The sequence below is a fragment of the Hymenobacter sublimis genome, from assembly GCF_023101345.1.
GTDB lineage: Bacteria > Bacteroidota > Bacteroidia > Cytophagales > Hymenobacteraceae > Hymenobacter > Hymenobacter sublimis.
Genome location: NZ_CP095848.1, coordinates 820,534 through 835,659 on the forward strand (window position 1 = coordinate 820,534; position 15,126 = coordinate 835,659).

15 protein-coding genes are annotated in these 15,126 nt (G+C 58.1%); 8 read left to right on the forward strand and 7 right to left on the reverse strand.

The features are described from left to right. Window positions 1–256: 256 nt before the first annotated feature. Window positions 257–1,678, reverse strand: a complete 1,422-nt coding sequence (locus MWH26_RS03575) for a dicarboxylate/amino acid:cation symporter (protein ID WP_247976074.1) — start codon at window positions 1,676–1,678, stop codon at window positions 257–259. Between the two features lie 243 nt (window positions 1,679–1,921). On the opposite strand from MWH26_RS03575, the gene MWH26_RS03580 reads away from it, so the two are divergent. Then, complete coding sequence (locus MWH26_RS03580) at window positions 1,922–2,941, forward strand: dipeptide epimerase (RefSeq protein WP_247976075.1); 1,020 nt, start codon at window positions 1,922–1,924, stop codon at window positions 2,939–2,941. A gap of 121 nt (window positions 2,942–3,062) precedes the next feature. On the opposite strand, the gene MWH26_RS03585 is transcribed toward MWH26_RS03580, so the two are convergent. Continuing rightward, the gene (locus tag MWH26_RS03585) at window positions 3,063–3,644 is read right to left on the reverse strand and encodes a DUF6799 domain-containing protein (RefSeq protein ID WP_247976076.1); all 582 of its coding nucleotides are present in this window, start codon (window positions 3,642–3,644) and stop codon (window positions 3,063–3,065) included. 194 nt (window positions 3,645–3,838) lie between these two features. Here MWH26_RS03585 and MWH26_RS03590 point away from each other — a divergent pair, with 194 nt between their 5' ends. Continuing rightward, the gene (locus MWH26_RS03590) at window positions 3,839–4,288 is read left to right on the forward strand and encodes a MarR family winged helix-turn-helix transcriptional regulator (protein ID WP_247976077.1); all 450 of its coding nucleotides are present in this window, start codon (window positions 3,839–3,841) and stop codon (window positions 4,286–4,288) included. Between the two features lie 48 nt (window positions 4,289–4,336). Next, window positions 4,337–4,984: a YceI family protein gene (locus tag MWH26_RS03595; protein WP_244695276.1), complete on the forward strand. Its 648-nt coding sequence runs from the start codon at window positions 4,337–4,339 to the stop codon at window positions 4,982–4,984. 94 nt (window positions 4,985–5,078) lie between these two features. Here the strand turns inward: MWH26_RS03595 and MWH26_RS03600 are convergent, their stop codons facing one another. Together MWH26_RS03600 and MWH26_RS03605 are read right to left on the reverse strand one after the other, a co-directional pair. Next, on the reverse strand, window positions 5,079–5,801 hold the full coding sequence (locus MWH26_RS03600; RefSeq protein WP_247976078.1) for a hypothetical protein: 723 nt from the start codon (window positions 5,799–5,801) through the stop codon (window positions 5,079–5,081). A gap of 172 nt (window positions 5,802–5,973) precedes the next feature. Continuing rightward, window positions 5,974–6,531 (reverse strand): hypothetical protein, encoded by a 558-nt coding sequence (locus tag MWH26_RS03605; protein ID WP_247976079.1) that lies wholly within the window; start codon window positions 6,529–6,531, stop codon window positions 5,974–5,976. Window positions 6,532–6,890: 359 nt separating this feature from the next. Here MWH26_RS03605 and MWH26_RS03610 point away from each other — a divergent pair, with 359 nt between their 5' ends. From MWH26_RS03610 to MWH26_RS03630, 5 genes are all read left to right on the forward strand, one after another. Further along, a complete protein-coding gene (locus MWH26_RS03610) occupies window positions 6,891–7,172 on the forward strand; it encodes an ATP-dependent Clp protease adaptor ClpS (RefSeq protein WP_247976080.1) in 282 nt (93 codons plus the stop codon). A 139-nt stretch (window positions 7,173–7,311) separates the two neighbouring features. Next, entirely contained in the window at window positions 7,312–7,926 is a 615-nt protein-coding gene (gene recR / locus MWH26_RS03615) for a recombination mediator RecR (RefSeq protein ID WP_188556807.1), read from the forward strand. Between the two features lie 183 nt (window positions 7,927–8,109). Beyond that, window positions 8,110–10,101: a glycosyltransferase family 2 protein gene (locus tag MWH26_RS03620; RefSeq protein WP_247976081.1), complete on the forward strand. Its 1,992-nt coding sequence runs from the start codon at window positions 8,110–8,112 to the stop codon at window positions 10,099–10,101. Between the two features lie 109 nt (window positions 10,102–10,210). After that, entirely contained in the window at window positions 10,211–11,431 is a 1,221-nt protein-coding gene (locus MWH26_RS03625; protein ID WP_247976082.1) for a pyridoxal phosphate-dependent aminotransferase, read from the forward strand. Between the two features lie 211 nt (window positions 11,432–11,642). Continuing rightward, entirely contained in the window at window positions 11,643–12,659 is a 1,017-nt protein-coding gene (locus MWH26_RS03630) for a bifunctional heptose 7-phosphate kinase/heptose 1-phosphate adenyltransferase (RefSeq protein ID WP_247976083.1), read from the forward strand. Window positions 12,660–12,787: 128 nt separating this feature from the next. Here MWH26_RS03630 and hemE read toward each other — a convergent pair whose 3' ends face one another. The 3 genes from hemE to MWH26_RS03645 are packed head-to-tail and all read right to left on the reverse strand — an operon-like array spanning window position 12,788 to window position 15,071. After that, window positions 12,788–13,813, reverse strand: coding sequence for a uroporphyrinogen decarboxylase (hemE, locus tag MWH26_RS03635; RefSeq protein WP_247976084.1), 1,026 nt, complete (start codon window positions 13,811–13,813; stop codon window positions 12,788–12,790). A 34-nt stretch (window positions 13,814–13,847) separates the two neighbouring features. After that, on the reverse strand, window positions 13,848–14,393 hold the full coding sequence (locus tag MWH26_RS03640) for a hypothetical protein (RefSeq protein ID WP_247976085.1): 546 nt from the start codon (window positions 14,391–14,393) through the stop codon (window positions 13,848–13,850). A 51-nt stretch (window positions 14,394–14,444) separates the two neighbouring features. Next, window positions 14,445–15,071 carry a MarC family protein gene (locus MWH26_RS03645; protein ID WP_247976086.1) on the reverse strand — a complete coding sequence of 209 codons (627 nt, stop codon included), beginning with the start codon at window positions 15,069–15,071 and terminating at the stop codon, window positions 14,445–14,447. Between the last annotated feature and the right edge of the window lie 55 nt (window positions 15,072–15,126).

Consider the following 15,126-nt stretch of genomic DNA (forward strand, 5'->3'; position numbering starts at 1 on the left):
ATTTATGATATAAAACTAAAATATATAAATTTTCCTGTATTGAAAGTGGAGTTATTGCAGGAATGTAAACTAATGCTGGCTAAATGCAAAACGCCTCGTAGCGTCGATAGCTACAAGGCGTTTTGCTAGCAAAGAATATCGGCAACCTGATCAGGTGAGGAAAATCGGCCCGAAGAGTAGAATGTTATCCTCCCTTCGCTTTGGTGCTTACCCACTGCAGGGGTAAGTAAACGTGCTTGGGCTCGACGCTTATGTATTAGTGAGGCTGATGCGCCAGAGCGCTATCAGCTTCGGCCAGGTCCAGCACTGGGTCGGGGGCCACGTAGTTGTCCACGAATTCGCCTTCCCAGCGGGCTACCACGGCCGTGGCCAAGCAGTTACCCATTACGTTTACGGCGGTGCGGGCCATGTCCATCAGCGCATCAATACCCAGAATGATGAATACGGGCCAGGCTGGCAGGTTAAACGAAGCCACCGTAGCCAGCAGAATTACCAAGGAAGCACGCGGCACGCCCGCCACGCCTTTCGAGGTCAGCATCAGGGTAAATACCATCACTAACTGCTGACCAAACGACAACTCTACCCCCGCGGCCTGAGCCACAAATACTGCGGCTAGGGAAAGGTAAAGCGTGGTGCCATCGAGGTTAAACGAGTAGCCCGTGGGCATTACGAAGGCCACAATGCGGCGCGGTACCCCAATGCTTTCCATGGCCTCCATGGCCCGGGGCAGGGCCGCCTCCGAGGAGGTAGTAGCAAATGCTATGCTCACCGGCTCAGCAATGGCCTGCACGAAGCGCTTGAGTGGAATGCGGGCAATCAGGGCAATGGGCACCAACACCACCAGCACGAAGGCAGCTAGCGCACCGTACAAAGTCAGCAGCAGCTTAAAGGCGTTGAGCAGGGGCGCAAAGCCCATTTTACCTACCGTGTACGCCAGCGCGCCGCCTACCCCCAGTGGGGCAAAGAACATGACCACGTTGGTGAACTTGAACATCACCTCCGACAGGCTTTCCGTTACTTGCAGCAGGGGCTGGCGGTGCTTTTGGTGCACCATGGCTAGGCCAATGGCGAAGATGATGGCAAAGACTACCACCTGAAGCACTTGCCCTTCGGCCACCGATTTAGCAATGTTTTCGGGGAAGATGTGCAGGATTATATCCGAAGTGCTTTGCTTCACGGTTTGCAGTTGCTCCGTGTCGGCGGCAATGCCGCTACGGTCCACGCCTTCGCCGGCGCGGGTCAGGTTAATGGCGCCCAACCCAATAAACAGGGCAAAGGTGGTGACAACTTCAAAGTAAATCAGTGCCTTTAGGCCCATTTTACCCACCTGCTTCAGGTCGGCGTGGCCGGCAATACCTACCACCAGGGTAGCGAATACCAAGGGCGCAATGATGGTTTTCACCAGCCGCAAGAACACGTCGCTGAGCACTTTAAGCTGCACGGCCTGGGTAGGGAAGTCGTGGCCAATTTCGGCGCCGACCAACATGCTGACCACAATCCAGAAGGTGATGGAGCGGCGCTGCACGGCCAGGGCCACCGTGGCCAGGATGGCCAGCCAGCGGGCAGTCATGGGAATAACGGGGTCGAGGGCCAGCCAGCCCTGAGCGGCGGCCACCGTCAGGAAGGCAGCCACCAGAAACAGAATCAGAACAAGGGGGGCGAGTCGCGAAAACTTCATGCGCGGCAGTTCAGGGAAAAGGAAATAGCGGGAATGCCACAAAGATAGGTTTCTGCAGGCGGAGTAGTGCGGCCTACCCCGGAGCTTCCGATTGGTAGCGAAAAAAAGGCGCTGCCACAAGAATTAGCGCCTTTTCAGCTGCCTGGAACGGGGGCAACGTACAGAGCAGCTGTCTAGGCGCCCACGGCGTGCCCAACTCGGTTTGCGCGTTATCTTCCGCCAAAATTTGCCTTTCCGCTGCTTATGCCTACCTGGACGCTAACCTCCCTGCTGCTGCCCCTGCGCTACACCTGGAAAATCTCCCGCAATGCCTCTGACGCCAAAACCAACCTGATTGTGCGCGTAGCGGATGCTCAGGGCAGCGGAACGGGTGAGGCCGCGCCTAATATCCGGTACGGCGAAACCCCAGAGAGCTTGCAGGCCGAGTTTGAGCAGTTGCAGGCAGCTGGGCTAAGCCAGTGCGCTACCTTGCCTGAACTCACCGACTTTCTGGCAACTCACCCGCCGGCCCACGCCCTGCGCTTTGCCCTGGAATCGGCGTGGGTGCACTGGGAGGCGAGTCGGCAGCAGCAGTCGGTGGCGCAGTGGCTTGGGCTGGAGCCCCCAGTCCGGCCAGTACCCACGGCCATGACCCTACCCATTATGGAGCCGGGCGAGGTGGCTGATTTTGTGCGGGAACAGCATCTAGACCGCTTTCCTCTGCTCAAGATTAAGGTAAACCGCGAAGGAGCCGCAGACCTGCTGCGGGAAGTAACCCGCCTGTTGCCCGGCCGCAGCCTGCTTATTGATGGCAACGAGGCTTGGCCCGATGCCGACAGCTTGCTCCAGAGCTGGGAAACCATTCGGGCCCTGCCGGGACTGCAAGTGCGCCTGCTCGAACAGCCCCTACCCGCCGCCCGCGCCGATGATTACCGCCACCTAAAAGGCCGCCTGGGCACGCCCGTATTCGCCGACGAATCGGTAACGGATGAGGCCGACTTCGCCGACATTGCCCGCCAGTTTGATGGGGTGAACATGAAGCTGATGAAAGCCGGAGGCTACCTCAACGGCCTGCGAATTCTGCGCGAAACACGTCGCCACGGGCTGCAAACCATGCTCGGCTGCATGGTGGAAACCTCCTTGGGCATCTGGTCGGCCCTGCAGGTAAGCTCCCTAGCCGACGTCTGCGACTTGGATGGCTTCTTGGTTGTGCGGAATGAGCCGTTTGGGCTAGTGCAGGAAACGCAAGGCCATTTAGTTGCCAGACAAGGCCACCAAGGCTAAGAACTAAAAAGCCTGCTGAACAGTGTTCAGCAGGCTTTTTAGTTCTTAGCGTGAGCTATGTGGATAGTAATTGCCTTGGGTAAGCTAACCGGTATAATTCCTAGCCACCACATACCCCCGCTTATTTCAGCTTGGCATCAATGGCCTGAATTTGCTTGTCCAGGGCGGCTGTATCAGCTGGGCGCTGGCTGCTGTTCGTTAGGAGGCTAATTTTCTGATTGAGTAGCTGAATCTTCTCTGCCATCAGGCTGATTTTGGTGTTCATCTCCGACAGGCGGGATTCCATGGCGGCGGGTGTCGAAGGAGCCGGGCGCGGGTCTAGGTACGTTTCGAATTGTGCCCCGGCAGGTACAGAGTTGTCGCCGCGGGCTTGGGCTGCGCTGGCGGGGGTAGCAAATACAATGTCGCCATTAGGGCGCACGTAGTCGCCTTCTTTCAGCGTGGTCTTTTTGCCGCCTGGCAACTCCACAATGCCGCTTTTGTAGTTGATTTTGGTGCCATTGGAGAGTAGTACGTTTTTGTTGAGCGGGGTGGGGCGCTTGCCTTGCACCAGCACTACTTCACCGTTCTGCATCATAAAACGGTCAGAGGGGGCTGTGGCGACCGGGCCGGCCACCGTGGATCCGGAGCTAGTTTGGGCAGTGGCCAGAGAAGCAGTTAGTAGGCTCACGGCCAACGCGGGAAGCAACAAGAGGTTTTTCATGGGACGTAGGGTAGAGGAGGGGTTTGCGCTATGTACGCGGTTTGCCCGCTGGCGTTTACCTGATCAGCTTCCTTGCCCGCCTGAACCAAGGGTAGAGTAAAATAGTTATTTTTGAAGAAATAAGACGAACGGTGTTGTGACATTAAATGTAGGTACATATATTTGCACCGTCATTCAGCCTTGCCCTGCAACTCATGAAGATAGAGGACGAAATTAAGCAGCCAACCTTCAAAGACGATTACCAGAAAGCCTATATCAACCTGATATTCACGGCGGGGTGGCTGCAGCAGCGTCAGAGCGCCACGTTCAAGGAATATGGCCTGACATTGCCCCAATTCAACATTTTACGCATTCTGCGCGGCCAGCACCCCAAGCCGGCCACGGTCAACCTGCTGATTGAGCGCATGTTGGATAAAACCAGCAATGCCTCCCGCATTGTTGATAAGCTGGAAGCCAAGCAACTGGTAACCCGCAAAGTCTGCCCCAGCAACCGGCGGGCCGTTGACATCCGCATTACGGAAGCTGGGCTGGAGCTACTGCAGCGCCTAGATGCCGTGCTGGAGTCCCAGAATATTGGCTTGCATAACCTCACAATTCAGGAGGCCGCTCAACTCAGCGCCCTGCTCGATAAAGTCCGCAACTGACGGTTTCAGTTTCTTCTGATTTCCCTATTCCCTTTTTGTTTTTACGTCATGAAAAAAATGATTCTGCCGGCCCTGCTGGCTGCCTCCTTGTTCGCTGCTCCGGTTTTTGCTCAGCAGCCCGCCGTGAAGAAAACCAATGCCGGCACTGAGAAAGCCGCCAGTGTAGCGTATGCCGTGCAGCCCCAGTTGAGCACTTTGGGCTGGGTAGGCAAAAAAGTAACGGGTCAGCACAACGGCAACATCCAGTTTAAGGATGGCAACGTGCTGGTGCGCGGCAACCAAATTGTGGGCGGTACCTTCGTGGTGGACATGAACTCCCTGAAAGTGGAGGACATTAAGGAGCAGGAGTACAACGGCAAGCTGGTGGGCCACCTGCGTTCCGAGGACTTCTTCAGCATCGACAAAAACCCCACTTCTACCTTCAAAATCACCAGCCTGGCTCCGCTGAAAGGCGACGCTAATGGTAACAACGCCACCGTAAACGGTGAACTGACCATTAAAGGCATTACCAAGCCGATTTCCTTCCCAGCCAAAGTAGGTGTGAAAAACGGCGTGGCCTCGGCCAGCGGCACCGCTACCATTGACCGCACCAAGTACGACATCAAGTACGGCTCGAAGTCGTTCTTCGAGAGCATCGGCGACAAAGCCATCATGGACGAATTCACCATGAGCTTCAACGTCATTGCCAAGAAGTAATTTTCAAGCTTCTACAAAGCTGAAAAACCCCTGCCGGCAGTGCCGGCAGGGGTTTTTCTTGTATTATGTATTACAAATAAGCAGCGCCCGTGGGCTAACGACCACCGCTAGTGGTGCTGGGGGCCGGGCTGGCCGCCGGCGCCGGGGTAGGAGCCTGGGCGGGCGCCGGCGCTACGGCGGCGCTGTTGCGCAGGGTAAGCTTGAGAGGAGCCACGCCGGTTTCGCGCAGGGCCACAATGCCGTACACGGTTTCACCAGGATGAATCACCTTGTTAGCGAGGTCGTACTTGGTGAATTCGTTACGCATATTTTTGTTGGCAGCACTGGCGCCCAGCATATTACCCCCGGCAATGAAGGGTCCTGTAGGAATGAACTTGCGGTTATCCTCCACAATCTGCCCGTTCATGGTGGTGTAGCTCCCTACGTTAAAGTTTAGGAGCACATAGAGCAGGTAGATGGCCACGCCCTGCTTCAAGTCGTTGGCCGCTTGCATCGACGGCACAGGCATAATGGGCCGGTCGCCGAAGGTCAGTTCCAGGTCGCGGGAGAAGTTAAGGTCGCCGCCGGTATTGTTCTTGATCTGTACGGCCACTACCTGGTAGCCCTGCTTGCGCTCCTTCTTGACGTACTTTTTGTTCGGGCCGCCGTTGAGCAGGGCGCTGTAGCGGTAGCTAAAATCGACGGGGGCTCCGGCGGCACTGCCAGTTTGGTAGGAGCTAATGCGTTCTGGCCGGATGGCGTGGTAGCTACCAGCGCAGCTAGTGAGCAAAGCAGCGGTAGTAACAACGGCCGCAAAACGGGTAAAATTTTTCCGCATAGGAATATGAAGTGTGAAAAGATAAACTTGTTGCGTACCGCCTCCGGGCACTCCCAGACAAATCTATCGGATCAACTGCTTTCCTATAGTCGAAAAATGAAAGATTGATGAATTATCCTGCTTAAATACAGCCTATTGCATGTAGTACGTAGGCACTTGCTGTTGGCCTGGGCTAATCCGGTAGCTCCAGCTCCCGGGGCAGTTCAAACTTAAGGCTGCGGCTTTTGGTGCGGGCATGCAGTTGCTGCAGAAAATCATCCATTTCCGGCTTGTATTCCAGCCACAAGTCCTCGTGCAGGTTCTGCAGAATCAGCTGGGCGGTACGGGCCGCCAACCGGGCCGTGCTGGTGTAGAAGCCTGCGTATACGCTCTCAAACTGCCCCGTGTAATTCTCGAAGATGTGGCGCAGGGTAAACAGGTTCAGGTCAACTTCCAGGCGCTTGTCCTTGGTGATGCGGCGGGCGCGGGCAACTTCTTTGGTAGCTTTTTGCAGGGCTTTCGTGAGGCTGCGGTTGAGCAGGCGGCCGGTAGCGCCTACGGCAAACAGCTCGTGAATCTGGTCGGAAGCCTGCTCAAACACAGTTTCGCTGGTTACTTCTGGCAGCAGCTCAAAGCACAGCGTATCGTAAAGCTCGGCGTCGCGGCGGGCCGCCCGCAGCAGCAGGGCTTCCTTTTCCTTGTCAGATAAACGCTTGAGGGCACGCTTGAATTCGGCGGACGGGACGGGCATGAGGCAGGGGTAGGCAGCAAATAAAGGTCAAAAATAGCCCGGAAACGGCGCAGATAAATAGCCGCAGTACGGTAGACGTTGGCAGTCCGCTTACTGTTTGCTTTGCTCAACCTTGGGCAATGCTTTTCTGGTTGTCGGCTGCTACCCTGCTAAACGCAACACGAACAATAACTAGCGAAGCTCCCACAACTGCCGCCGCACCAGCCGGCGGGCTAACTTGGTTTATGCCGAGGCGGTTAACTATTGCGTCGGGTAAACTTTGTGGGCAGCGGAAACGATTCAGCTTCTCAACAAGTTATATCAGGCCAGCCGGGCCCATCGAATCCGGCTCTTTGCTTGCTTCTCCGTATTTTTGTGCCATGAACAGCAAACCGCAAATTGAGTACGACGAGGACGTTCTGCTCCTGGAAGAAACCACTGATGTCCGCGACCTAATCGTGTACAATGACGACATCAATACCTTCGACCACGTCATCAAAACGCTCATGGACGTGTGCGGCCACCAGCCAGAGCAGGCCGAGCAGTGTACCTTGCTCATTCACTACAAAGGGCAGTGCACGGTAAAGCACGGGGCCTACGATGAACTGGCAGGCATGTGCACCGCCATCCACGACCGGGGCATCTCGGCCGATGTGGTGTAGCCATTTTATCGGCTGAAAAAATCTGTCATCCTGCGCTTGCGACGGACCCATTGGGTGGCAATTGTTGTTTAAGAACAGGCCGCCTGCTCAGGTAGCGCGAGCCCCGGATGACAGTTCTTTTACCCTCTTCCTGACCTGAATGGAATTTCCTTCCAAACTGATAGAAAGCGCCGTTGGCGAATTATCGAAGCTGCCCGGAGTAGGCAAGAAAACCGCCCTGCGGCTGGCCTTGCACTTGCTCAAGGCCGAAGCCGATACCACCGCTACCCTGGCGGAGGCCCTGGCTAAAATGCGCTTCGAAATTCGCTACTGCGATACCTGCCACAACATTTCCGATACGCCGGAGTGCAGCATCTGCGCCAACCAGCTGCGCGACCAGAGCACCGTGTGCGTGGTGTCCGACATCCGCGACGTTATTGCCATTGAAAATACGGCTCAATACCAAGGCATGTACCACGTGCTGGGCGGCGTCATTTCGCCCATTGAAGGCATTGGGCCCTCCGATCTGACTATTGATTCCCTGGTGGAGCGCGTGACCAAGGAGGGCTCTGAAATTCGGGAGGTAATTCTGGCCATTAGCCCCACCATGGAGGGCGACACCACGGCCTTCTACCTCTCGCGCAAGCTCCGCGACCTGCCCGAGCTGAACGTGAGCACCATTGCCCGCGGCATTCCCATGGGCGGCGAGTTGGAGTACGCCGATGAAATTACTCTGGGCCGCAGTATTGTGGAGCGCCAGCGTCAGGCGCGGTAATGGGTTTGAAAGATATAAGCTACAAAAAGCCCTGCCTGGAGAGGTAGGGCTTTTTTGTTGCCAGGTAAATGGTAGCCCAACTGGAAAGCAGCTTTCTTGGCTGAAAACCACGCTTGCTGCTTACCGGATTCTTAGAACAGGGAGAGTCTGCTTACCTTTCGCGGCCTTTCCTGCTCTGCGCCCGTGCCGTCTGCCGTTGCCCTGTCCGTCGTAATTGTCAACTACAACGTCTGCTACTTTCTGGAGCAGGCGCTGCTGTCGGTGCGGCGGGCCGTGGAAAAGCTGGGCCGGCCGGTGGAAGTCTTCGTGGTGGACAATAACTCCGTAGACGGCTCAGTAGCCATGGTGAAAACTCGGTTTCCGGAGGTAATTCTTATCGAAAACCACGACAACCCCGGCTTTTCCAAGGCCAACAATCAGGCTCTGCGCCGGGCCCAGGGCCAGTACGTGCTGCTGCTCAACCCCGACACAGTGGTAGAGGAAGATACCTTCCGGCTGTGCTGCGAGTTTATGGACCAGCACCCCAAGGCGGGCGGACTGGGCGTGAAGATGCTTGATGGGCAGGGCATGTTTCTGCCGGAAAGCAAGCGCGGGCTGCCTACCCCTTGGGTAGCTTTTTATAAGATTTTCGGGCTGGCCAAGCTGTTTCCAAAGTCAAGGCGGTTTGGGCGCTACCACCTGGGGTTTCTGAGCCCTGAGCAAAGCCACGAAATTGAGGTGCTCAGCGGCGCCTTTATGCTCATGCGCAAGGCCGCCCTGGACCAGGTGGGGCTGCTGGATGAGGACTACTTCATGTACGGCGAGGACATCGACCTTTCGTACCGGCTCACGCAAGGCGGCTGGAAAAATTACTACTTCGCCGGTACCCGCATCATTCACTACAAGGGCGAGAGTACCAAGCGCACGAGCGTGAACTACGTGTTCGTGTTCTACCGGGCTATGGTGATTTTTGCCCGCAAGCACTTCGCCCCGAATCGGGCAGGGGCTTTTAGCTTCCTGATAAACCTGGCCATCTGGCTGCGTGCGGGGGCAGCGGTGGCCCAGCGGCTGGTAGTGCAGGCTGCCCCCGTGCTGCTGGATGCTGGTCTGATCTACGGGGGCATGTACTTCCTGAAAACCTACTGGGAGCAAAACCACCGCTACGTGCGCGGGCCCTACCCCGATAACTACATGGCAGTAGCCGTGCCGGTGTATGTGGCCGTGTGGCTGCTGTCGGCCTTTTTCAGTGGGGCCTACGATAAGCCTACCCGCGCCAGCCGCATTGTGCGGGGCATCTTTGTGGGCACCGTGCTCATTTCGGCGTTCAGTAATTTTCTGGATGCTTGGCGTTTCTCCAAAGCTCTCATTGTACTGGGCGGCGTGTGGGCCGTGGCCGCCCTGGTTCTGCGCCGGGTAGCTACGAACTTCATCCGGCACCGCCGCTTCAGCCTCACCGACGAGCACCAGAAAAACGTGGCTATTGTCGGCTCCCTGGAGGAAGCTCAGCGGGTGCGCCAGCTGCTGGAACACGCCGGCGTGCCGGCCCGGGTTATCGGCTACATTGAGCCGGGCAATACCACCAATAAAGCCGCCTCCCCGGCCGATGACTTGCTCGGGGAAGTGCGCCAGCTCGACGATATTATTCGCATCTATAACCTCAACGAGCTGATTTTCTGCGGCCGCGACTTGGCCGCCAGTCAGATCATTGGGCTGATGGTGGAGCTGCACCGCCAGCCGCCGGTGGAGTACAAAATTCTGCCCCAGGGTAGTGAGTACATCATCGGCAGCTCGGGCAAGGACTCCTCGGGCGACTACTACACCCTGGATATTACCCTGAACCTGTTCCGGCCGGCCCAAATCCGCAACAAGCGCCTGCTCGATATCTTGGTGAGCTTGCTGCTGCTGCTGGCCTCCCCGGTGGTGGTATGGGCGCAACAGCACAAGCTGGGTTTTCTGCGCAACTGCCTGCGCGTGCTGGCCGGCTCCCGCACCTGGGTAGGGCTGCGCTACGCCACGGCCCCACGCCGCCTAGCCCGGGCCGTGCTTTCCGCCGCCGATGCTGCCCCGGGCACCGCCGCCCCTCTAACGGACGCCACCCGCCGCCGCCTGGAGCTGCTCTACGCCAAGGAGTATGAGGCCAGCACCGACGTAACGCTGCTGCTGCGCTGCTTCCGTTGGCTGGGCCGCGAAGCCTAGCGCCGTCTGGCGGATGGGTGCCCGGTAGGAGGGGAGGGCGCCCGGAGTTTCGCGCCACACTCCGTACATTCCCCGTACCTTTGTGGCCTTCCCCAACCACCCGTTTTCCATGTCTGGAGCTACCACCCTCGCCCCCCTCGTACTTTCCGACCGTATCAACGCCATGCAAGAGTCGCAGACGATTGCCATGGCTAAAAAAGCCCGCGAGCTGGCCGCCCAGGGCGTGGATGTAATTAGCCTCAGCTTCGGCGAGCCGGACTTTCAAACCCCGCAGTACATCAAGGACGCCGCCAAAAAGGCGCTGGATGACGGCTTCACCTTTTATACCCCGGTGCCCGGCTACCCCGATTTGCGCCAGGCCATCTGCGACAAATTCAAGCGCGACAACCAGCTCGACTACAAGCCCGAGAACATTGTGGTGAGCACCGGCGCCAAGCAGGCCCTGGCCAACGCCGTGCTGAGCCTGGTGAATCCTGGCGACGAGGTTATTGTGTTTTCGCCCTACTGGGTCAGCTACGAGGAAATGGTACGGCTGGCTGATGGCACCACGGTGCAGCTGATGGGCTCCCTGGAAAACGACTACAAAGTGACGGCGGCGGAGCTGGAAGCCGCCATTACGCCCCGCACCAAGCTCATCATGTATTCCTCGCCCTGTAACCCCACGGGAGCCGTGTTTTCCCGCCAGGAGCTGAGCGCCATTGCCGAGGTAGTCGCGCGTAACCCCCAGGTGTACGTGCTGGCCGATGAAATTTACGAGTACATCAACTTTGTGGGCGAGCATGTGAGCATTGCCCAATTCGCCGACATCAAGGACCGCGTCATTACGGTGAATGGCTTCTCGAAGGGCTACGCCATGACGGGCTGGCGCGTGGGCTACCTGGCCGCCAGCAAGGACATTGCCTGCGCCTGTGAGAAAATGCAAAGCCAGATTACTTCCGGCACCTGCGCCATGACCCAGCGCGCCGCCCTGGCGGCTCTGCAAGGTGGCCGCTCCTCCGCCGATGAAATGGTGGAAGCCTACCGCCGCCGCCGCGACCTGGTGCTGGAACTGGTCAAGGAAATCCCTGGCTTCCGCACGCCTACCCCCAGCGGCGCCTTCTACATCTTCCCCGATGTAACGGGCTACTTTGGCAAGACTACCCCCAGCGGCGAGGTCATTAATTCCGCCATGGATTTGTCGTTGTTCATGCTCCATGATGCCCACGTAGCCGCCGTGGATGGTTCCGCATTCGGCGCCCCTAACTGCATCCGCTTCAGCACTGCCGCTGCCGACGAAAAGCTGCGGGAGGCGTTTGTCCGCCTCAAAAACAGTCTGGCGAAGCTGAAGTAAGCAGAACCCAAGGTCTTTCAATAAGAAACAAGACGCCGTGCTCTGACAAGGAGCACGGCGTTTTTCGTGGCTAAAGTGCTGTTGAACTGTCATTCCGGGCAGGAATGAAGAATCGGGGGACCAGCAAATCGACTAGTTCCGGCTCCTTGCTCCCGCTCGGAATGACAGCCAAAACTTACCTTTGCGGCCTTCATCTCCTGAACCTGCCGTAATGCCTGCTGCCGTATTGCCCGCTTCCCTGCCTGAATTATTTGCCGCGTTCAATAATCTCACAGTGCTCATCGTGGGGGATGTGATGATGGACGCCTACGTGTGGGGCAAAGCCGCCCGTCTCTCGCCCGAGGCGCCGGTACCGGTAGTAAATGTGAGCCGCACCGAGCAGCGCTTGGGTGGGGCCGCCAACGTGGCCCTGAACGTGCAGGCCCTGGGCGCTACCCCGCTACTCTGCGCCGTAATTGGCAAGGACCAGGGCGGCGACCAACTCCTGGACTTACTGCACGATACTGGCCTTTCAGCTGCTGGCATCGTGCGTTCCTCGCAGCGCCCTACCACCGTCAAGCAGCGCATCCTGGCCCACGGCCAGCAACTCCTGCGCATCGATTCGGAGGTAGAAACCGACCTGAGCCCCTCTGAAAACGCCGACTTAACCGCCCGCTACGAGCAACTACTCGGGCAGGCTGATGTGGTCATCTTCGAGGACTACGACAAGGGCGTACTCAACGAGGCCAGTATTGAGCACTTCATCCGCCTGGCCCGGCAGCGCAACATTCCGACCGTTGTGGATCCTAAGAAGAAAAACTTCCTGGCCTACCGCCACTGCACGCTGTTCAAGCCTAACCTCAAGGAGCTGCGCGAAGGCCTGAAGCTAGAGTTCGGCGATGCCGAAGCCGACCGTCCTGCCTTTGAAAGCGCTGTGGCTCGGCTGCGCGAACTGCTCACCCCCGAAATCGTGCTGGTTACCCTCTCTGAGCGCGGCGTGTTCGTGGAAAACGGCAGCCTGACCCGTACCTACATTCCGGCCCACTTGCGCACCATTTCCGACGTTTCCGGCGCCGGCGACACGGTTATTAGCATTGCTGCGCTGTGCGTGGCCCTGGGGTTGCCTGCCCCCGTTACGGCCGCGCTGGCGAACCTGGGCGGTGGCTTGGTCTGCGAGCAGGTAGGGGTAGTGCCTATTGAAAAGCAGCAGCTTCTGGCCGAGGCCGAAGAGGTAGGACTGGCGCTGTAAGGCTACAGAAGTCAGTTTGCTACAAAGCGTGTCATTCCGAGTGGAGCGAGGAATCTGGGTTGTCCTAATGGTTAACCCAGATTCCTCGCTCCACTCGGAATGACACGCTTTGTTGGACTATATTCTGCCTACCGGCGGCTGTGCTCCTTCACCGTTTCAATGAAGACTTTCACGTTATCGGGGTTGGTGTCGGGGTAGACGCCGTGGCCGAGGTTGGCAATGTGGCGGTGCTTGCCGAACTGTTCCAGCATCTGGAGGGTAGCGGCGCGCACCTGCTCCGGGGTGCCGTAGAGGGCGCAGGGGTCGAGGTTGCCCTGCAGGGTTTTGTCGCCGACGAGCGGGCGCACGGCGCGCGGGTCCTGGTTCCAGTCGAGGCCAATGGTGCGACAGGGCAGCTGGGCAAACTCCTCCACGGCCCAGAAGGCACCCTTGGCAAACACCGTCACGGGCACTTCCGGAATGGCCTGGCAGATTTCGGCAATGTAGCGGGTACTGAACTCCTGGTAGTGCGCGGGCGGCAGAATGCCGGCCCAGGAGTCAAACACCTGAATAATGTTGGCTCCCGCCTGCACCTGCGCCCGGAGGTAGGCAATGGTAGTCGCCGTGATTTTGCGCAGCAGCTCGTGAGCCAGTTCCGGCTCGGCGTAGAGCATGCGACGGGCTTTGCTGAAGGTTTTCGAGCCGTGGCCTTCCACCATGTAGGCCAGAATAGTCCAGGGCGCACCGGCAAATCCAATGAGTGGCACCCGACCGTTGAGGGCGCGCTTGGTCACCCGGATGGCTTCCAGCACGTAGCCTAGGTGCTCCTCGGGGTCAGCCACGCGCATGCGGGCTACGTCGTGAGCCGTTTTGATGGTTTCGGGAAACAGCGGGCCGCGGGCTTCTACCATCTCGTAGGTCAGGCCCATGGCCTCGGGCACTACCAGAATATCGGAGAAGATAATGGCCGCGTCTACGTCCAGCGCATCTACGGGCTGAATGGTGACTTCAGCGGCCAGCTCGGGGGTTTCTACCAGTTCTTTGAAGCCGCTGAGGCGGGCGCGCAGGGCACGGTATTCAGGCAAAATGCGGCCGGCCTGGCGCATAAGCCATACGGGGGTGCGTTCCGTTTCTTCGCCACGGGCGGCACGGAGGAGGAGGTCGTTCTTCAGCATAGGAGGCGCAAAGATACGCTTCGCTACGGTGTTGTCAGTGGCCGGAAGGGATGAATGCGGAATCCAGGGATAAGATAACCAGGTCCTGACCATTCGTCACGAAGCCGATGTACAACAATTGTGATTGGTCGCGCCGCGCGTAGCCGTAGGCATACTGGCCACAGGCAAACGCGTCATCCAAATTCATCAGAAACGGCCGGCTCCCGTGGTGCAGTCGGCTCACAATGCACGGATAGGGCGAAAAACGTGCGTCCTGCGCCAATTGCTTCTGCAGCTGCCGGTACTCCTGCGGCGACACTCTCAGTAGCGCCCAAGTCTGATTCCGAGAAGGATACGTGGTCGAACTGGTGCTGGTGCTTTCGTGCGTGGAGGACAGCTGACCGGATTCTGGAAACGGGCGGAGCGTTATCCGTTCGTATTCGTCGCGGTAGAAACCATTAGAATTATAAGTTGCGGTACTACGCACTACGTACACCACCGCCAAATGGGTAACCACCAGTAGTGTTATGCTCGCGCCTTGGCCCCAGCGCCGCTGTATCCAGCGGTACAAGCTCAGATAAGAGCCCAGCACCAGTACCACGAGCAGGAGTAGCGCAAGTAAAATGTAACCCCCCGTTACCATCGTCCCACGCTACCGGCTCAGCCCCGGAAATAGCGCTCCGATGGCCGTAGCCAAAAAGTTCACCCCGATGGCCAGGGTGATAAAGCCCATGATGCGGGCTAGGGCGGCCATGCCGGGGCGGCCCAGAAAGCGCGTCAGGCGCAGTGACGACATCAGGATGAGGTAGGCGGCCAGGGCCACCAGCACGAAGCCCAGAAAAATCAGGCTCATGTCCAGAATGCTCAGCTTTTCGGTGAACAAGCCGATGCATACGGCCATGGAGCCGGGGCCCGAGAGCATGGGCATGGCCAGGGGCGTGAAACTGATGTCGTCTTTGTGGCGGCTCTCATCCAGGGTAGCGTCGGATACTTTGCTGCGGTTGCCGCCGGGCGTGAGCAAATCGAAGGCCGAGCGCATGAGCAGAATGCCGCCGGCAATGCGCAAATGGTGAATGTTAATGCCAAAGAAATTCAGCACGTACTGGCCCGCGAAAAACGAAACGGAGAGCACCCCAATCATGTACAGGCAGGCCCGCAGTCCAATGCTGGCCCGGTGGGCGGGCGTGTCCTCTTCCGTCAGAGTCAGGAAGACGGGCATGGCGCTGAAGGGGTTCACCACGGAAAACAGCGTAGTAAACGTGGCAAGCAGAATTTCCATAGGCAGAAAAACACAAGGACAGCGGGTAAAGGTACGAGCCTTTGAGAATCAGCAA

Bases quoted from the DNA above. Each gene is read 5' to 3' on its own strand.
- MWH26_RS03610 (WP_247976080.1), top strand. From the start codon at position 6,891: ATGAACAGCAAACCGCAAATTGAGTACGACGAGGACGTTCTGCTCCTG.
- MWH26_RS03600 (WP_247976078.1), bottom strand. From the start codon at position 5,801: ATGCGGAAAAATTTTACCCGTTTTGCGGCCGTTGTTACTACCGCTGCT.
- recR (WP_188556807.1), top strand. From the start codon at position 7,312: ATGGAATTTCCTTCCAAACTGATAGAAAGCGCCGTTGGCGAATTATCG.
- MWH26_RS03645 (WP_247976086.1), bottom strand. From the start codon at position 15,071: ATGGAAATTCTGCTTGCCACGTTTACTACGCTGTTTTCCGTGGTGAAC.
- MWH26_RS03595 (WP_244695276.1), top strand. From the start codon at position 4,337: ATGAAAAAAATGATTCTGCCGGCCCTGCTGGCTGCCTCCTTGTTCGCT.
- hemE (WP_247976084.1), bottom strand. From the start codon at position 13,813: ATGCTGAAGAACGACCTCCTCCTCCGTGCCGCCCGTGGCGAAGAAACG.
- MWH26_RS03590 (WP_247976077.1), top strand. From the start codon at position 3,839: ATGAAGATAGAGGACGAAATTAAGCAGCCAACCTTCAAAGACGATTAC.
- MWH26_RS03585 (WP_247976076.1), bottom strand. From the start codon at position 3,644: ATGAAAAACCTCTTGTTGCTTCCCGCGTTGGCCGTGAGCCTACTAACT.
- MWH26_RS03575 (WP_247976074.1), bottom strand. From the start codon at position 1,678: ATGAAGTTTTCGCGACTCGCCCCCCTTGTTCTGATTCTGTTTCTGGTG.
- MWH26_RS03625 (WP_247976082.1), top strand. From the start codon at position 10,211: ATGTCTGGAGCTACCACCCTCGCCCCCCTCGTACTTTCCGACCGTATC.
- MWH26_RS03630 (WP_247976083.1), top strand. From the start codon at position 11,643: ATGCCTGCTGCCGTATTGCCCGCTTCCCTGCCTGAATTATTTGCCGCG.
- MWH26_RS03605 (WP_247976079.1), bottom strand. From the start codon at position 6,531: ATGCCCGTCCCGTCCGCCGAATTCAAGCGTGCCCTCAAGCGTTTATCT.
- MWH26_RS03580 (WP_247976075.1), top strand. From the start codon at position 1,922: ATGCCTACCTGGACGCTAACCTCCCTGCTGCTGCCCCTGCGCTACACC.